This window comes from Streptomyces sp. NBC_00726 (genome assembly GCF_045161735.1).
In the GTDB taxonomy this organism is placed as follows: domain Bacteria; phylum Actinomycetota; class Actinomycetes; order Streptomycetales; family Streptomycetaceae; genus Streptomyces.
In genome coordinates, this window is record NZ_CP108983.1 from 4,623,950 (window position 1) to 4,639,562 (window position 15,613).

Consider the following 15,613-nt stretch of genomic DNA (forward strand, 5'->3'; position numbering starts at 1 on the left):
GTCAGGGCAGAGAGCGCGGGTACCTCGTTCCGCTCCCCTGTGCGGGGAGAGCGGAAGCCCTACACCAAGCATTGTGGACTAGACCACTGGGCCGTGTCCATCCATGCGCGGCGCCAATGTCGGCCCCGGTTCACCGCACGTACGGGCGGCGCTTCCGGTTCGGACCGGCGCGCATCCACGGGTACGCTCGCACCCGTGCCCTCCATGAACGACCTCGTACGCCAGCACACCGCCCTGAGCGACACCGACCTTGAGTGGCTTCATCTGCTGGTCTCGGAGTGGCAGCTGCTCTCCGACCTCTCCTTCGCCGACCTCGTCCTGTGGGTCCCCACCCGCGACGGCACGCGGTACGTCTCCGTCGCGCAGATGCGGCCCAACACCGGCCCGACCTCCTACCAGGACGACATGGTCGGCCATCTGGTCCCGCGCGGCCGCCGCCCGCTGCTGGACGCCGCGCTGGACGAGGGCCGGATCGTGCGCGAGGGCGACCCGGAGTGGCGCGAGGAGGTGCCCGTACGGGTCGAGTCGATCCCCGTACGCAGGGAGGGCCGGGTGCTCGGCGTGATCGCGCGCAACACCAACCTCCTCACCGTCCGCACCCCGTCCCGGCTGGAGCTGACCTACCTCCAGTCCGCCTCGGACCTGGCCCAGATGATCGCCGCCGGGTCCTTCCCCTTCCCGGGCCAGCAGGTGGACATGGACGCGTCCCCGCGCGTCGGCGACGGCCTGGTCCGGCTGGACGCCGACGGGGTCGTGCAGTACGCCAGCCCCAACGGCCTCTCCGCCTACCACCGCCTCGGCCTCGCCTCCGACCTGGTCGGCCAGCACCTCGGCCAGATCACCGCCGAACTCGCCCCGTCCAGGGGCCCGGTGGACGAGGCCCTGGTCAAACTGGCCAGCGGTTACGCGCCCCGTGAGTTCGAGGTGGAGTGCGCGGGCGGGGTGATCCAGCTGCGCGCGATCCCGCTCAAGCCCAAGGGAGTCCGCATCGGCTCCCTGGTCCTGCTGCGCGATGTGACGGAACTGCGCCGCCGCGAGCGCGAGTTGATCACCAAGGACGCCACCATCCGGGAGATCCACCACCGGGTGAAGAACAACCTCCAGACGGTCGCCGCCCTGTTGCGCCTCCAGGCCCGCCGGATGGACTCCCCGCAGGGCCGCGAGGCGCTCAACGAGGCGGTTCGGCGCGTCGGTTCGATCGCCATCGTGCATGAGACGCTGTCCCAGAATCTGGACGAGCGGGTGGAGTTCGACGACATCGCGGACCGGGTGATCGCCATGGTCGCGGAGATCTCGCCGGGCAAGGTGACCTGCCGCCGCACGGGACGCTTCGGGATACTCGACGCCGAGGTCGCGACGCCGCTCTCGATGGTCCTCACCGAAGTCCTCCAGAACGCCCTGGAACACGCCTTCTCCGTCGCGGAGTCCGGCACCGTCGAGGTCTCGGCGGTCCGGGGCGGCTCGCCCGCCGAGGGGCGGCTGCTCATCACGGTCCAGGACGACGGCTCCGGTCTGCCCGAGGGGTTCGACCCGCAGAAGGCCGGCAACCTCGGTCTCCAGATCGTCCGCACGCTGGTCGAGGGCGAGCTGGGCGGCACCTTCGGCATGGTGCCGGCGCCGGAGCGCGGGACGCAGGTCGTCCTGGACATCCCGGTCCGCAACGAGAAGTAGTGGCGGGACCGCCCGAACACACCGAAGAGCCCGGACCGTTGGTGAACGGTCCGGGCTCTTCGGCCAAGCATGCGCTTCGGGGGTACTGCGCGCTGCGACTCGGGGGGCGGGGTGGTGCGTACACGCTGTACGCGCCGCCTGCGCTGAGGTTCGTAGCGGTGGCGTCGGTCAGGCGCTGGCGTTGCGCGCCCGGTTGCGAGCGGCGCGGCGCTTCATTGCGCGGCGCTCGTCCTCGCTGAGGCCACCCCAGACGCCGGAGTCCTGGCCGGACTCAAGCGCCCACTGCAGGCACTGCTCCATGACGGGGCAGCGGCGGCAGACGGCCTTGGCTTCCTCGATCTGCAGCAGCGCAGGACCGGTGTTGCCGATGGGGAAGAACAGCTCCGGGTCTTCCTCACGACAAACGGCGTTGTGACGCCAGTCCATGGCTGCTACCTCTCCTTGGTGTTACGTACTGTGGCTTGTGAATGTGAACGCTTTCACGAATCCCCCCGCAGGTGCAGGCCCGACGCCCAGATGAACTGGTTGTGGTCCTGTGCAGTGAGGAGGGGTTCTGACTCTCAGTGGAGGCCGTTGTTGCGGGCCGTCCCGATCGCCATGTAGAGATTCGCAAACCTCGGCGGCGGATACAACCCCTTCAGGAAAGTTTTTTTTGATTCCTCGGTGTCGGCTAGGTCACAGCCGTACTTCTAGAGGGTGGAAGCCAGTCCAAACGTTCGAGTTAAAGGACTTTGGTCCCTTCCACTCACACAATCACACGCAGTGCACGGCGTACGCCTGTGAACGTCACACTGGTACGCACTCCGAGGTGGTCACCGTCCATCTGGAAGGGCAGTGGAACCTTTGAATGCAAGGTGAAGTCCGTGAGGTCGTGCCGTGAAACCGCGTGCTTCCCCCGCGGGCCCTTCTCCGGGCTCGACATGAGCAGCTGGGTGGCATAGCGGCCGACCGCCGCCGTGGAGAGTTTCCGCAGGCCCAGCACGTCCAGGGCGGTGTCGAAGGACGCCTTCGGGGCCGCGTACACCGGTCGGTTCCCCAGGTACGTCCACGGGTTCGTGTTGCAGATTATGGAAAGCGCGAGATCGGTGACCGGCTCCTCGCCGGGCACGTCGAGCGTTATCACGCCCTGTCTTCGGTGCGGCTCGTCCAGGAATTGCCGGAGGACCTGGCGCACGTACAGGGCATGGGTCGAACGCTTGCCGCGTTCCCGCTGCTGTTCGACCCGCCCGACCACTCCGGCGTCGAATCCGAGGCCGGCGCAGAAGGTGAACCAGCGCTCCGGCACCGATTCGTCCTCCGTGCCCGGAGTCCCCGCCGCGAGACCGAGACCCACCGTGCGCTCGGTCCGGTTCGCCAGCGCGTCCAGAATGGCGCCGGTCGCCTCCACCGCGTCATTGGGGAGCCCGAGCGCCCGCGCGAAGACATTGGTGGACCCGCCGGGCACCACGGCCAGCTTCGGCAGGCTGTCCAGATCGGGGCCCCGGTGCAGCAGGCCGTTGACGACCTCGTTGACCGTGCCGTCACCGCCGAGCGCCACCACGAGATCGATGTCGTCGCTGTCGGCGGCCCGCCGCCCCAGGTCGCGGGCGTGCCCGCGGTACTCCGTGGAGACGGCCTCCAGCTTCATCTCGCTCGCCAGCGCGTGGATCAGCACATCACGGGTCCGCGCACTGGTGGTGGTGGCGGCTGGATTGACCACAAGAAGTGCGCGCATGACTGCCAGCCTACCTACCGCGGGGTACCCCCCTGAAGTCCTGCCCGCGGAACCTCACGCTCGGTGACGGTACGGGGATGCGGCGGTGGCACGCGCCACCCCGGCTTCCCTTCGCCGGGGCCGGGATGCCAACCTGCAAGGGTGAGCACTCAGCAGAACGCGCCCTCGCCCCTGGCCGAGCCGGCGAAACCGGCCAGGATCACGCTCGTGGCCGCCCTCAGCGGCCTCGAAGGCGCCGCCCTCGTCATCGGCGGGATCTACATGCTGGTGATGGGCCTGCTGGGCAAGCCCGACAGCCCCGAGCAGGCCGAGATGGGCGGCCTGACCGTCATCGCGCTCGGCCTGATCCCGCTCGTCGCCGCCCGCGGCCTGCTGCTGCGCCGCAGCTGGAGCCGGGGCCCCGCGCTCATCACGCAGATCATCGCGCTGCCGGTGGCCTGGACGCTGCTGCGCTCCCACGGCGTGCTGATCCCGGCCGGCATCGTCCTCGCGGCGGTCGCCCTGACCGCGCTCTACCAGCTGGTCAGGCCCGCCACCATCGACGCCCTGGGCATCCGCAGGCCGGGCAGCGCACCCGAGACGGACACCGAGGACGCCTGACGGCTCCCCGCACACACGAAGAGGCCGCCGGAACGACCCGGCGGCCTCTTCCGCGTAAAAACGCGCCCGCTACTCCTCCACGAGCAGCCGCTCGCGCAGCTGCGCCAGCGTGCGGGCCAGCAGCCGAGAGACGTGCATCTGCGAGATGCCGACCTCCTGCGCGATCTGCGACTGGGTCATGTTGCCGAAGAACCGCAGCAGCAGGATGCGCTTCTCGCGCGGCGGCAGGTCCTCCAGGAGCGGCTTCAGCGACTCCCGGTACTCGACGCCCTCCAGCGCCTCGTCCTCGGAGCCCAGTGTGTCCGCCACGGCCGGCGACTCGTCGTCGGTGTCCGGCACGTCCAGCGAGAGCGTGCTGTACGCGTTGGCCGACTCCAGGCCCTCCAGGACCTCCTCCTCGGAGATCCCCAGCCGCTCCGCCAGCTCGTGCACCGTCGGCGAGCGGCCGTGCAGCTGGGAGAGCTCCGCCGTCGCCGAGGTCAGCGACAGCCGCAGCTCCTGGAGCCGGCGCGGCACCCGCACCGCCCAGCCCTTGTCCCGGAAGTGGCGCTTGATCTCCCCGACGACCGTCGGTGTCGCGTACGTCGAGAACTCGACGCCCCGCTCCGGGTCGAACCGGTCGACGGACTTGATCAGCCCGATCGTGGCGACCTGGGTCAGGTCGTCCAGCGGCTCCCCGCGATTGCGGAAGCGGCGGGCCAGGTGCTCCACCAGCGGCAGATGCATCCGCACCAGCCGGTTGCGCAGCTCCGCCCGCTCCGGCGAACCGTCGGCGAGCTTGCCCAGCTCGATGAACAACGCCCGCGCCTCGCTGCGGTCGTTTGGATCGTGGTGCCCGTGCTCGCTCATCTGGCCTGCCCGCTCCGCCTGCGACTGCTCCACCGCGACCGTAATGCCGGCGGGCCCGTCCGGCCCGTCCACCGCACGGGGCGACTTTGCCCCGTCCACCGGATGAGGCAGGGCCTGCTGCTCCGGGATGCCTGCCGCACGCACCACCCCTGGTCGGATCGTCTCGTCCCGCACAGGACCGTCCCCGTTCCCGTCGCTCACGCCGGCCCGGGTCCCGCGCCGCGCTGTTTGTACAGGCTGATGCTGACCGTACGGTCGTCGGCGACCGAGGAGTCGACCTTTCCGGCCAGTGCGGAGAGCACCGTCCAGGCGAAGGTGTCGCGCTCCGGGGCGCGGCCGTCCGTGGTCGGGGCCGCGACCGTCACCTCGAGTGAATCGTCGATGAGACGGAACACGCAGCTGAGGACGGAGCCGGGCACGGCCTGCTGAAGCAGGATCGCGCACGCCTCGTCCACCGCGATGCGAAGGTCTTCGATCTCGTCGAGAGTGAAGTCCAAGCGTGCTGCGAGACCGGCCGTGGCCGTGCGCAGCACCGACAGGTAGGCACCCGCAGCGGGCAGCCGGACCTCTACGAAGTCCTGATTCCCGGGCTCGCCTGCGATCTGGGACACCCTCACCTCCAAGGTGGCACAAACTCATTCGAGGTTCCGGGAGAACGCCCGGAGCCATGCGGTACGTCTTCGGTTGTCGGTCCGGCGACGCTATCGCGATCCATGATGCCGTGTCGCCGGAATCCCTTCCTGTAGCTGTCACTCATGGTAAGCCCATGAGTACACACAGTGCCTAGGGGTCTGCGTCGCTCAATTACGAACAACGCGCGCCGGTTTGACGTACCCGGACGTCAGACGATCGAACCGTCGACAAAGCACCAACGCCACTTCTCGCCCGGTTCGAAGCTCCGCATGACCGGATGTCCGGTCCGCTCGAAGTGCCCCGTCGCATGCCGCCCGGGCGAGGAGTCGCAGCAGCCGACATGGCCGCAGCTCAGGCACAGCCGCAGCTGTACGGGGTGGGTGCCGGCCGCCAGGCACTCGGGACAGGTTTCACCGAGGGCCGCGGGCTCGGGGCGCGGCAGGTCCGGTACATGCGGGCAACCACTCATGATGGCCAGGTTACGACGGATGCGAGGATCATGAGATGGACGCATTGCCCCTGGTGGCGCTGGTCGCGGGCAGTGCCGCGACCGCGGGCCTCGCACGCCGCACCCCGGTGCCGGCCCCGCTTCTCCTGGTCGCCGCCGGCCTGATCGCCTCGTATGTGCCGGGGGTGCCGTCGTACACCCTGGACGCACACATCGTGCTCCCCCTGCTGCTGCCCCCGCTGCTCTACACGGCCGCCGTGGACAGCTCCTACCTGGACCTGCGGGCCAATCTGCGGCCGGTGGCCCTGCTGTCCGTCGGGTACGTCCTGTTCGCGACGGTCGCGGTGGGGTGGCTGGCCCATCTGCTGGTGCCCGGCCTGCCGCTGACCGCCGCGCTGGTGCTCGGTGCCGTGATCGCCCCGCCGGACGCCGTCACCGCCGCGGCCATCGCCCGCCGGGTGGGGCTGCCCGCGCGTGTCACGACGATCCTCCAGGGCGAGTCCCTGGTGAACGACGCCACCGCGATCACCGCGTTCAAGGTGGCGCTGGCCGCCGCCGTGGGGGAGGGCATCAGCTGGGGCGCGGGGGTACGGGAATTCCTGCTGGCCTCGGTCGGGGGCGTCGGGGTCGGCCTGCTGCTGATGGTCCCGCTGCACTGGCTGCGTACGCGTCTCAAGGAACCGCTGCTCCAGAACACCCTGTCGCTCCTCATCCCGTTCGTGGCGTACGCGGCGGCCGAGCGCGTGCACGCCTCGGGGGTGCTCGCCGTGGTCGTCGTCGCGCTGTATCTGGGCCACCGGTCCTGGCAGGTCGACTTCGCCACCCGGCTCCAGGAGGCCGCCGTCTGGAAGATGGTCGCCTTCGTCCTGGAGTCGGCCGTGTTCGCGCTGATCGGCCTCCAGCTGCCGTTCGTGCTCAAGGGGCTCGGCGCCCACTCCGTGGCGGACGCCTTCGGGTACGCGGTGCTGGTCTTCCTGGCCGTGGTGGTGGTCCGGTTCGTCTGGGTCTACCCGGCGACCTATCTGCCCCGGTGGCTGTCGCGGCGGATCAGGGAGCGCGAGAGCGGTACGGACTGGACCTCGCCGCTCATCGTCGGCTGGGCCGGGATGCGCGGGGTCGTCTCGCTCGCCATCGCCTTCTCCGTCCCGCTGGTCACCGCGGACGGCGACGCCTTCCCGGCCCGCAATCTGGTGCTGTTCCTGACGTTCACCACGGTCATCGGCACGCTGGTGGTCCAGGGGCTCACCCTGCCGCTCCTGGTGCGCGTGCTGAAGCTCCCGGGCCGGGACCGGCAGGCCGACACCCTGGCCGAGGCGCAGGCCCAGAGCGAGGCGTCCACGGCCGCCGAGGCCCGCCTGGACGAGCTGCTCACCGATGAGCGCAACCGGCTGCCCCCGCCGCTCGCCGACCGCCTGCGGACCGTCCTGGAACGCCGCCGCAACGCGGTCTGGGAACGCCTGGGCACGGCCAACCCGGTCACCGGCGAGTCGGCGGACGAGACCTACCGGCGGCTGGCCGGCGAGATGATCGAGACCGAGCGGGAGGTCTTCGTACGGCTGCGGGACGAGCGCGGGATCGACGACGAGATGATGCGGACCCTGCTGCGCCGGCTGGACCTGGAGGAGGCGGCGGCCTACCGGGAGGAGTCGTCCTAGACGTCGTCGTCCGGCTCGTCGGGGCGGCCGGTGATCACGGCCGCGACGGTGGTCCCGGCGGGGAAGGCGCCCTCCTCGGTCAGCACGGTGAGCGCGTGCAGCATTTTGGCCACATACAGCCGCTCCACGGGCAGCCCGTGCCGGTCCTCGAAATCCTTTGCGAACGCGTGCAGGGCCGGTGTCGTACGGGCGTAGCCGCCGAAGTGGAACCGCTCGTCCAGCCACCAGTCGCCCGCCGGACCGCCGAACGCCGCCCGCTGGAGCTCCCGCACCGCCTCGCCCAGGAAACCGCCGCGCAGCACCGGGACGCCCAGCGCGCGCTGCCCCGGCGCGAGTCCGGCGGCGAGCCCGGCCAGGGTGCCGCCGGTGCCGCAGGCCACCGCCGCCACATCGGCCACGCCCCGCAGCTCGCGCCCGAGCGCCGCGCAGCCCCGGGCCGCGAGGGCGTTGCTGCCGCCTTCCGGGACGACCTCGCAGTCCCCGTACGCCGCCAGCAGCCCGGCCAGGACCGCCGGATCGCTCTTGGCGCGGTATGTCGCCCGGTCCACGAAGTGCAGCCGCATCCCGTCGGCGGCGCACCGGGCGAGCGACGGGTTGAGCGGGCGGTGGGCCAGCTCGTCACCGCGTACGACCCCGATGGTGCGGAATCCGAGGAGCCGTCCGGCGGCGGCGGTGGCCCGCAGATGGTTGGAGTACGCGCCGCCGAAGGTGAGCACGGGGCGCCCGGCGGCGGCCGCCAGATTGGGCGCGAGTTTCCGCCATTTGTTGCCCGGCAGATCCGGGTGGATGAGGTCGTCGCGCTTGAGCAGCAGCGTCACCCCGTGCCGGGCGAAGCGCCCGTCCTCGGCCTGCTGCACGGGCGAGGGCAGCAGCGGGCGCAGCCGGGACGCGGGAGACGGGGCGGGCATGCCCCCATTGTGGCGGCGGGTCCTGCCGGGGGCTTACTTGAGGCGGTCGTGGATGCGGTCGCGCATGGCGTCCATCGTGAAGCCCTTCGGGTCCACCTTGCCGGGCTGCCACTCGCGGTGGCCGATGACCGAACGGGCGGTCCAGCCGTGGTGCCGGCAGATGGCCGCCGAGACCTTCTCGATCGCTTCGAGCTGGGCGCCGGGCCAGGGGTCCCTGCCGTCGCCGAGGTTCTCGCACTCGAAGCCGTAGAAGTGCCGGTTTCCGTCGGTGTCGGCCTCGTTGTCGTGGGGAAGGCGCTTCTTCTCCGCGATGACCGCGCGCAGGACGTCGCCGTCGCCCATGCCCGCGTGGTTGGCCCTGCCGTAGCCGACCAGGTGGACCCGGCCGTCCTTGGCGATGACGCCGTGGCAGAGCGGGCCCGGCAGGTCGGGGTGGCCGTCGCGGCACAGCTTCACGGTGGCGTCGGTCCCCTTGGTGACGGAGTGGTGGATCATCACCCCGTTCACGGGGCCCCAGGGGCCCTTGTGGTTCCGGTTGTGGCTGCGCCAGTCGCCGACCTCGACGACGGTGAGCCCTTCCTTCTTGAGAGCGGCGAGAAACGCACTCGCGGACATGGGTGAGGACATGACCGGCTCCTTTTGTGTGGGTTGGAGCGCTTCTACCCGGCCGGAAGGGCCCCGACCGTTCGCGCGGCGACGGCGGGGCCCTGTTCGGATCGTGTGCGAGCCGATCCGGACATGCTGTGGCTCAGGAGGCGAGCCACAGGTCGGGGCCGAACACCTCGTAGTGGATGTCGGAGGCCGGGACGCCCTTGGCGAGCAGCTGGGTGCGGACCGCGCGCATGAAGGGCAGCGGGCCGCAGAGGTAGGCGTGGGTGCCGGAGGGGATGACGACCTCGCTCAGGTCGACGAGCCCGGTGCGGTCGGCGGGGTGGCCGTCCTCCGGGTTCTCGTACCAGAAGTGGGCGACGGCGTCGGGCAGCTTGGCGGTGAGCGCGGTGTGGTCGGTGCGCAGCGCGTGGTCGGCGGGGGAGCGGTCGCCGTGCACGACGGTGACCGGGGCGCGGTGCTCCGACTCCGCGAGGTGCTCCAGCATCGACAGGATCGGGGTGCAGCCGATGCCCGCGGACGCGAGCAGCAGCGGGGCCTCGTCGGACTTCAGTACGAGGTCGCCGTACGGGGCCGAGATCCGGAGCCGGTCACCGGCGCGGACCCGGGCGTGCAGGTGGCGGGAGACCTCGCCGTCCGGGGCGTCGTTGCCGTGCACCCGCTTGACCGTGATCGAGCGGACCGCCGAGCCGGGGGCACTGGACAGGCTGTACTGGCGGATCTGACGGGCGCCGTCCGGGAGTTCGACCTGTACGGAGACGTACTGGCCGGGGCGGAAGGCGGGGGCCGGGGAGCCGTCGGCGGGGCGGATGCGGAACCGGGCGACGTCGTCGGTCTCCTCGGTGCGCGAGACGACCTCCCAGTCGCGCCAGACGTCGCCGGCGACGACGCCCTGCTCCGCGTACAGCCGCTCCTCGATCGCGATCAGGGCGTTGGCCATCAGCCAGTAGACCTCGTCCCAGGCGGCGGCGACCTCGGGGGTCACCGCGTCGCCCAGGACCTCGGCTATCGCGGCGAACAGGTGGGTGTGGACGACCTCGTACTGGGCCGGGGTGACCCCGAGGGAGGCGTGCTTGTGCGCGATCCGGCCGAGCATCACATCGGGGCGGGTGTCGGGCTGCTCGACCAGCTGGGTCGCGAAGGCGGCGATGGAGCCGGCGAGCGCCTGGCGCTGGGCGCCGGACGCCTGGTTGCCCCGGTTGAACAGGTCGCGAAGCAGCTCCGGGTGGGCGTCGAACAGCTTCCGGTAGAAGAGATCGGCGATGTCCCCGATGGCCGCGCCGACGGCGGGCAGGGTGGCGCGGACGGTGGCGGTGGACGGCTCGGAGAGCATCGTGACTCCTCGGATTTTGAATTGGCATCTTGGATGCGCATTTAACGGCAGTGTAGGCAACGGGCCGGCGGCCCGGTGCGGCGGGGGTCAGTCCCCGGGGGGCGGCCCGCTGCCGAGGCTGATCAGCAGGGGGCCGGTGGGTGCGGCGGTCAGCTCCGCGATGGTGAGCGGGTCGAGGGAGGCGTAGAAGGCTTCCTGCGCCTCGCGCAGTGCGCCGCGCAGCCGGCAGGCCGCCCGGAGCGGGCACGGGGTGGCGCCCTCGCAGTCGACCACGTCGCCGGGCTCCTCCAGCTCGCGGACGAGGGCGCCGACCGACGCGGTGCGGCCCGCCTCGGTGAGGGTGAGCCCGCCGCCCCGGCCCCGTCGCGCCTCGACCAGGCCGAGGTGCTGGAGGCGGGCCACGATCTTCGCGGTGTGCGAGTACGGCACCTGCATGACCGCCGCCACCTCGCGGGTGGTCGGCGGATCCTCGTGCTTCACGACGGCGAGGCGCATCAGGACGCGCAGCGCGACGTCGGTGAACTTGGTCAGCCGCATGCCGGTCAGATTAGTTAATTGGCATTCCGGATCCAAATTTAGGCCGGCGGAGGTATCGCGCAGCGTTGTGCCCCGCCCAAAGCCCGATTAGTCACACTCTTTTGTGTAATGGCGTTCCCGGTCCTCGTGCTGGAAGTGTTCTTCCCGCAGGTCAGCCGATAGATCGAGAGGACGACAGATGTCCGTTGGTGAAGAGGTTCAGAACGTGCAGGTGCCGCCGCAGCAGAGTCTCGGCACGGCAGCCGCGCGGAACCTCGCGACGACCACCAAGTCCGCTCCGCAGATGCAGGAGATCACCTCACGGTGGCTGCTGAAGATGCTGCCCTGGGTCCAGGTGCAGGGCGGCACGTACCGGGTGAACCGCCGACTGAGCTACTCGGTCGGGGACGGCCGGGTCACGTTCGTGCAGACCGGGGACCGGGTCGCGGTCATCCCCGCCGAGCTGGGTGAGCTTCCGGCGCTGAGGGACTTCGGGGACGAGGAGGTGCTGGCCGAGCTGGCCCGGAGGTGTGAGCAGCGCGACGTCCCCGCCGGCCAGCTCCTGGCGACCGAGGGGGAGGCGGCGGACCGGGTCTACCTGCTGGCGCACGGCAAGGTCGAGAAGGTCGGCACCGGCCCCTACGGGGACGAGACGGTGCTCGGGGTCCATGCGGACGGGGCCTATTTCGGGGACCACTCCCTCATCGAGGGCGACGCCGTCTGGGAGTACACCGCCCGCGCCGTCACCGCGTGCACGGTGCTGACACTCTCGCGCGCCGATGTGCTCAACCTCGCCGAACGCGCCGATTCGCTGCGCAACCACCTCGCCGGGCTGCTGGCCGTCCCGCAGCAGCGCACCAACAAGTACGGCGAGGCGGAGATCGACCTCTCCGCGGGCCACGTCGGCGAGGCCGTCGTCCCACACACGTACGTGGACTACGACGCGGCGCCCCGCGAGTACGAACTGAGCGTCGCCCAGACCGTTCTGAAGGTCCACAGCCGGGTCGCGGACCTCTACAACCAGCCGATGAACCAGACCGAGCAGCAGTTGCGGCTCACGGTCGAGGCGCTGCGCGAGCGCCAGGAGCACGAGCTCATCAACAACCGCGAGTTCGGCCTCCTCAACAACTGCGACTACGGCCAGCGGCTCCAGCCGCACGACGGGGTGCCGAGCCCCGACGACATGGACGAACTGCTCTCGCGCCGGCGCGGTTCCAAGCTCTTCCTCGCCCACCCGCGCGCCATCGCCGCCTTCGGCCGCGAGTGCAACAAGCGCGGTCTCGTACCGGAGAGCGTGGACATCGGCGGGCACCACGTGCCGGCCTGGCGCGGTGTCCCGATCTTCCCCTCCAACAAGATCCCGGTCAGCGACGCCCGCACCACGTCGATCATCTGCATGAGGACCGGCGAGGCCGAGCAGGGGGTCATCGGCCTCCAGCAGACGGGCATCCCGGACGAGATCGAGCCCAGCCTCTCGGTCCGCTTCATGGGCATCGACGAGCAGGCGATCATCTCCTACCTCGTGACGGCCTACTACTCCGCGGCGGTCCTCGTCCCGGACGCCCTCGGCGTCCTGGAGAACGTCGAGGTCAGCCGCTGGCGGTGAGCCACGGGGCCCGGACCCCTCGCGGTCCGGGCCCCCGGCCGCCCGCACGCTCAGCAACCACCCACGTCCCCGCCCCGCCGCGCCGGCGGCCGGGCGGGGCGGCAACGACAGGGGTGACCGATTGACCATGACCCGAACAGACGCCGCGACCGAGGGCAACGAGGCAGCGGCTCTCCTTGAGTACACCCGGACCCTCGTGGACCCGCGTCTGCGGGCGGCGGTCGACTCCCTGCCCGGCTCGATCCGGCGGGTCGCGATGTACCACTTCGGCTGGCAGCACGCCGATGGCAGCCCGGCGTCGGGCGGCGCGGGCAAGGCGATCAGACCGGCGCTCGTCCTGGCGGCCACCCGCGCTCTGGGCGGCGACCCCGAACAGGCCGTCCGGGCCGCCGTCGCCGTCGAGCTCGTCCACAACTTCACCCTGCTCCACGACGACGTCATCGACGAGGACCACACCCGCCGCCACCGGGCCACCGCCTGGACGGTGTTCGGCGTCCCGGACGCCGTCATCGCCGGCGACGCGATGCTGGCCCTCGCCCAGCGGCTGCTCGCCGAGGACGGCAGAGCGATGTCGCCCGGCGCCTCGGCCCGGCTCTCCACCTGTGTCATCGAGCTGTGCGCGGGCCAGCAGGCCGACTGCGCCTTCGAGGACCGCGACCCGGACCAGGTGTCGCTGGACGAGTGCCTGACCATGGCGACGGCGAAGACCGGCGCACTGCTCGGCTGCGCCTGCGCCCTGGGCGCGCTCTACGCGGGCGCCGACGACCGGGCCGTCCGGGCCATGGACGGCTTCGGCCGGGAGGCGGGGCTCGCCTTCCAGCTGATCGACGACCTGATCGGCATCTGGGGCGACCCGGCCCAGACCGGAAAGCCGGTCGGCGCGGATCTCAGCGCCCACAAGAAGTCGCTGCCCGTGGTGGCCGCGCTCACCGCGGGCGGCCCGGCCGCGGCCGAGCTCGCCGAGCTGTACCGGGGCGCGATGAACACCCGCGCCGAGGTGAGCCGGGCCGCGGAGGCGGTGGACCGGGCGGGCGGCCGGGACTGGGCGCAGAGCTGCGCCGCGGACCGCATGGCGCGGGCCGTGCACCACCTGTCCAGGGCGGTTCCGGACCTCTCGGCGGCGGGCGATCTGCTGGCCCTCGCCGAGTTCGTCACCCGCCGCAAGCACTGATGAGGAGCACGGTCGAACCGCCCGCCGAGAGGGGGTGTTGAAGGGCGGGGCCGGCCAGGCGGAGGGCGGCCGGGGCGGTGTCGGAGGCAGGAGCTACAGTCCCTGCTCATGACAGATGAGTCGTGGGCAGGGTGGTACCGGGACCGGCAGGGATCGGACGCCGTCATCCTCACCACCGACGGGCAGCAACTCCGCCTCCGCGTCCGGGGCGTGGACTTCGAGGGCGGCAGCTTCGACGGCCTGCGCCCGGTGGCGGCCGGACCGGCCGAGCAGGGGCTGTTCGCGCTGACGGACGGCGTCCTGGGCGACTGCGTCCTGGAATGGGACCTGCCGTTCCCCGTCATGGCGGAGGGCGTGGAGCGGCAGGCGACCCTGAGCTGTCTGCTCGCGCTGCGCAGGCCCGACCCGTATCTCTTCCTGGAACTCCGGTTCGGCGGGGCGGCCTTCGGTTCGCAGCGGGCCGAGAGTGACTTCGGGTCCGCGCTGGCGACGATCCAGCGGGAGCTGCCGCCCGGGGTCAGCCTGCGGACCTGCATAGCCTGCGCGTTCTCCGACTACTTCCCGGCCCCGGACCCGGTGCGCGGTCTCTCCGGCGGACTCGCCTGCTTCCGGGGCGCCAAGGAGGCGTACCGGGGCACGGCCGGTGAGCAGGACGTGCTCGGGCTGTGGGAGCGGCGGACCGGCTTCGTCCAGGAGGTCTGGAGCTGCCGCGAGTTCGAACCCCGGCCGACGGAGGGCGCGGGTACGGGCCACCGGGGAGCGTTTCCACTGGAAACGGCCTGACCGCCGGGGCGCGCCGAGCCCGCCCGCCGTACCGCCCCGCACCATTCCGCCCGCCGCCCTCTCCCACGTAACTCCGCACCTCGTTGCCGTCACCTTCATTGTTCTACTAACATGCGAACAAGGGAGGTTTCTATGAATCTGAAATCCATCGGCCGCGTGGCGCTCACCGCCCTGCCGTTTCTGCTCGCGCTCGCCGTCGACCTGCTGCTCTTCGCCACCCGCCGCGACCGGCTGCCCGCCCGGCTGGCCAGCCACTTCGTGGGGAACGGCCGGGTGGACGACTACGCCGGCCAGACCTCGTACCTGGTCGCCACCACGCTCGTACTGCTCGGGGTCGGTCTGCTGTGGGTGCTGGCGGCGGGGTTCGGGAAGTTCGCCGGCACGGCCTACCGCGTGATGGTCGCCCTCGGGTACGGCTTCGCCGCCTTCCTCGGCTATCTGATGGGGGCCGTGCTCCTCATCAACGTGGACGCGGTCGAGGACGCGCAGGGCCGGGGCCAGGGCGTCCACTTCCCCATGTGGCACATGGCCGCGGCCTTCGGGGCGGGCGTCGTCGCCTTCGGGATCGGCTACCTCGCGGCGATGCTGACGCCGGTCCCCGGACCGGTCGCGGACGACGGGCCCGAAGGGGACGGCGAGCGCATCGCGCTGGGTGCCGGGGAGGTCGCCGGGTGGGGCCGGGGCGCCGGGTCCTGGTGGCTGCCGCTCACCGGGCTCCTGGTCATCGGGACCGGTATCGCCATGCTGTTCACGGCCAGTTGGCCCTTCGCCCTGCTGCCCCTCGTCCTCGGCCTGCTCATCGCGGCCTTCGCCCGCCCGTACGTCACCGTGGACCGGCGTGGGATCATCGTCTCCGGGCTGCTGCCCCGGCCGCGCATCCGGATTCCGCTGGACCGGATCGAGGCGGCGGCCAGCCGTGACATCCGGCCGCTCAGCGAGTACGGCGGCTGGGGGTACCGCATTCGGCCCGGGCGCAGCGGTGTCATCATCCGGTCGGGGGAGGGCATCGTGGCCCGGCTGACGAACGGCCGCGACTTCGCGGTGACCGTGGACGACTCGGCGACCGGGGCCGCGCTCCTCAACACCCTCATCGACCGGCGCCGAGCGGAGCGCTGAC

The 15,613-nt window shown here is 71.3% G+C and carries 16 protein-coding genes; 7 read left to right on the top strand and 9 right to left on the bottom strand.

Annotation, left to right across the window (positions count from 1 at the left end):
• The first annotated feature begins 204 nt into the window (after window positions 1–204).
• Window positions 205–1,671 carry a sensor histidine kinase gene (locus tag OG338_RS20845; protein WP_405940487.1) on the top strand — a complete coding sequence of 489 codons (1,467 nt, stop codon included), beginning with the start codon at window positions 205–207 and terminating at the stop codon, window positions 1,669–1,671.
• A 168-nt stretch (window positions 1,672–1,839) separates the two neighbouring features.
• On the opposite strand, the gene OG338_RS20850 is transcribed toward OG338_RS20845, so the two are convergent.
• Together OG338_RS20850 and OG338_RS20855 are read right to left on the bottom strand one after the other, a co-directional pair.
• Entirely contained in the window at window positions 1,840–2,097 is a 258-nt protein-coding gene (locus OG338_RS20850; protein WP_003953983.1) for a WhiB family transcriptional regulator, read from the bottom strand.
• A gap of 319 nt (window positions 2,098–2,416) precedes the next feature.
• Entirely contained in the window at window positions 2,417–3,385 is a 969-nt protein-coding gene (locus OG338_RS20855) for a diacylglycerol/lipid kinase family protein (RefSeq protein ID WP_405938765.1), read from the bottom strand.
• A gap of 207 nt (window positions 3,386–3,592) precedes the next feature.
• Here OG338_RS20855 and OG338_RS20860 point away from each other — a divergent pair, with 207 nt between their 5' ends.
• The gene (locus OG338_RS20860; protein ID WP_405940488.1) at window positions 3,593–3,985 is read left to right on the top strand and encodes a hypothetical protein; all 393 of its coding nucleotides are present in this window, start codon (window positions 3,593–3,595) and stop codon (window positions 3,983–3,985) included.
• Between the two features lie 69 nt (window positions 3,986–4,054).
• Here the strand turns inward: OG338_RS20860 and OG338_RS20865 are convergent, their stop codons facing one another.
• From OG338_RS20865 to OG338_RS20875, 3 genes are all read right to left on the bottom strand, one after another.
• The gene (locus OG338_RS20865; protein ID WP_405940489.1) at window positions 4,055–5,008 is read right to left on the bottom strand and encodes an RNA polymerase sigma factor SigF; all 954 of its coding nucleotides are present in this window, start codon (window positions 5,006–5,008) and stop codon (window positions 4,055–4,057) included.
• Window positions 5,009–5,031: 23 nt separating this feature from the next.
• Window positions 5,032–5,445 (bottom strand): anti-sigma regulatory factor, encoded by a 414-nt coding sequence (locus tag OG338_RS20870; RefSeq protein WP_018105584.1) that lies wholly within the window; start codon window positions 5,443–5,445, stop codon window positions 5,032–5,034.
• Between the two features lie 230 nt (window positions 5,446–5,675).
• Window positions 5,676–5,936 (bottom strand): UBP-type zinc finger domain-containing protein, encoded by a 261-nt coding sequence (locus tag OG338_RS20875; protein WP_405938766.1) that lies wholly within the window; start codon window positions 5,934–5,936, stop codon window positions 5,676–5,678.
• Between the two features lie 35 nt (window positions 5,937–5,971).
• Between OG338_RS20875 and OG338_RS20880 the strand changes: the two genes are divergently transcribed.
• Window positions 5,972–7,570, top strand: a complete 1,599-nt coding sequence (locus OG338_RS20880; RefSeq protein WP_405938767.1) for a Na+/H+ antiporter — start codon at window positions 5,972–5,974, stop codon at window positions 7,568–7,570.
• Here OG338_RS20880 and OG338_RS20885 read toward each other — a convergent pair.
• The 4 genes from OG338_RS20885 to OG338_RS20900 form a co-directional block, all read right to left on the bottom strand.
• Window positions 7,567–8,478, bottom strand: a complete 912-nt coding sequence (locus OG338_RS20885; RefSeq protein WP_405938768.1) for a 1-aminocyclopropane-1-carboxylate deaminase/D-cysteine desulfhydrase — start codon at window positions 8,476–8,478, stop codon at window positions 7,567–7,569. The two genes, OG338_RS20880 and OG338_RS20885, sit on opposite strands and share 4 nt — an antisense overlap.
• Before the next feature lie 33 nt (window positions 8,479–8,511).
• Window positions 8,512–9,105, bottom strand: coding sequence for an N-acetylmuramoyl-L-alanine amidase (locus OG338_RS20890; RefSeq protein WP_405938769.1), 594 nt, complete (start codon window positions 9,103–9,105; stop codon window positions 8,512–8,514).
• A gap of 121 nt (window positions 9,106–9,226) precedes the next feature.
• On the bottom strand, window positions 9,227–10,420 hold the full coding sequence (locus OG338_RS20895) for a globin domain-containing protein (protein WP_405938770.1): 1,194 nt from the start codon (window positions 10,418–10,420) through the stop codon (window positions 9,227–9,229).
• An 87-nt stretch (window positions 10,421–10,507) separates the two neighbouring features.
• On the bottom strand, window positions 10,508–10,957 hold the full coding sequence (locus OG338_RS20900; protein WP_405938771.1) for an RrF2 family transcriptional regulator: 450 nt from the start codon (window positions 10,955–10,957) through the stop codon (window positions 10,508–10,510).
• Window positions 10,958–11,135: 178 nt separating this feature from the next.
• On the opposite strand from OG338_RS20900, the gene OG338_RS20905 reads away from it, so the two are divergent.
• The 4 genes from OG338_RS20905 to OG338_RS20920 all read left to right on the top strand — a co-directional run bounded on the left by OG338_RS20905 (window position 11,136) and on the right by OG338_RS20920 (window position 15,612).
• Complete coding sequence (locus tag OG338_RS20905) at window positions 11,136–12,542, top strand: family 2B encapsulin nanocompartment shell protein (RefSeq protein ID WP_405938772.1); 1,407 nt, start codon at window positions 11,136–11,138, stop codon at window positions 12,540–12,542.
• Window positions 12,543–12,669: 127 nt separating this feature from the next.
• Entirely contained in the window at window positions 12,670–13,713 is a 1,044-nt protein-coding gene (locus OG338_RS20910; RefSeq protein WP_405938773.1) for a family 2 encapsulin nanocompartment cargo protein polyprenyl transferase, read from the top strand.
• Window positions 13,714–13,821: 108 nt separating this feature from the next.
• Window positions 13,822–14,496, top strand: a complete 675-nt coding sequence (locus tag OG338_RS20915; protein ID WP_405938774.1) for a DUF6304 family protein — start codon at window positions 13,822–13,824, stop codon at window positions 14,494–14,496.
• Window positions 14,497–14,628: 132 nt separating this feature from the next.
• The gene (locus OG338_RS20920) at window positions 14,629–15,612 is read left to right on the top strand and encodes a DUF1648 domain-containing protein (RefSeq protein ID WP_405938775.1); all 984 of its coding nucleotides are present in this window, start codon (window positions 14,629–14,631) and stop codon (window positions 15,610–15,612) included.
• The last annotated feature ends 1 nt before the right edge of the window (window position 15,613 follow it).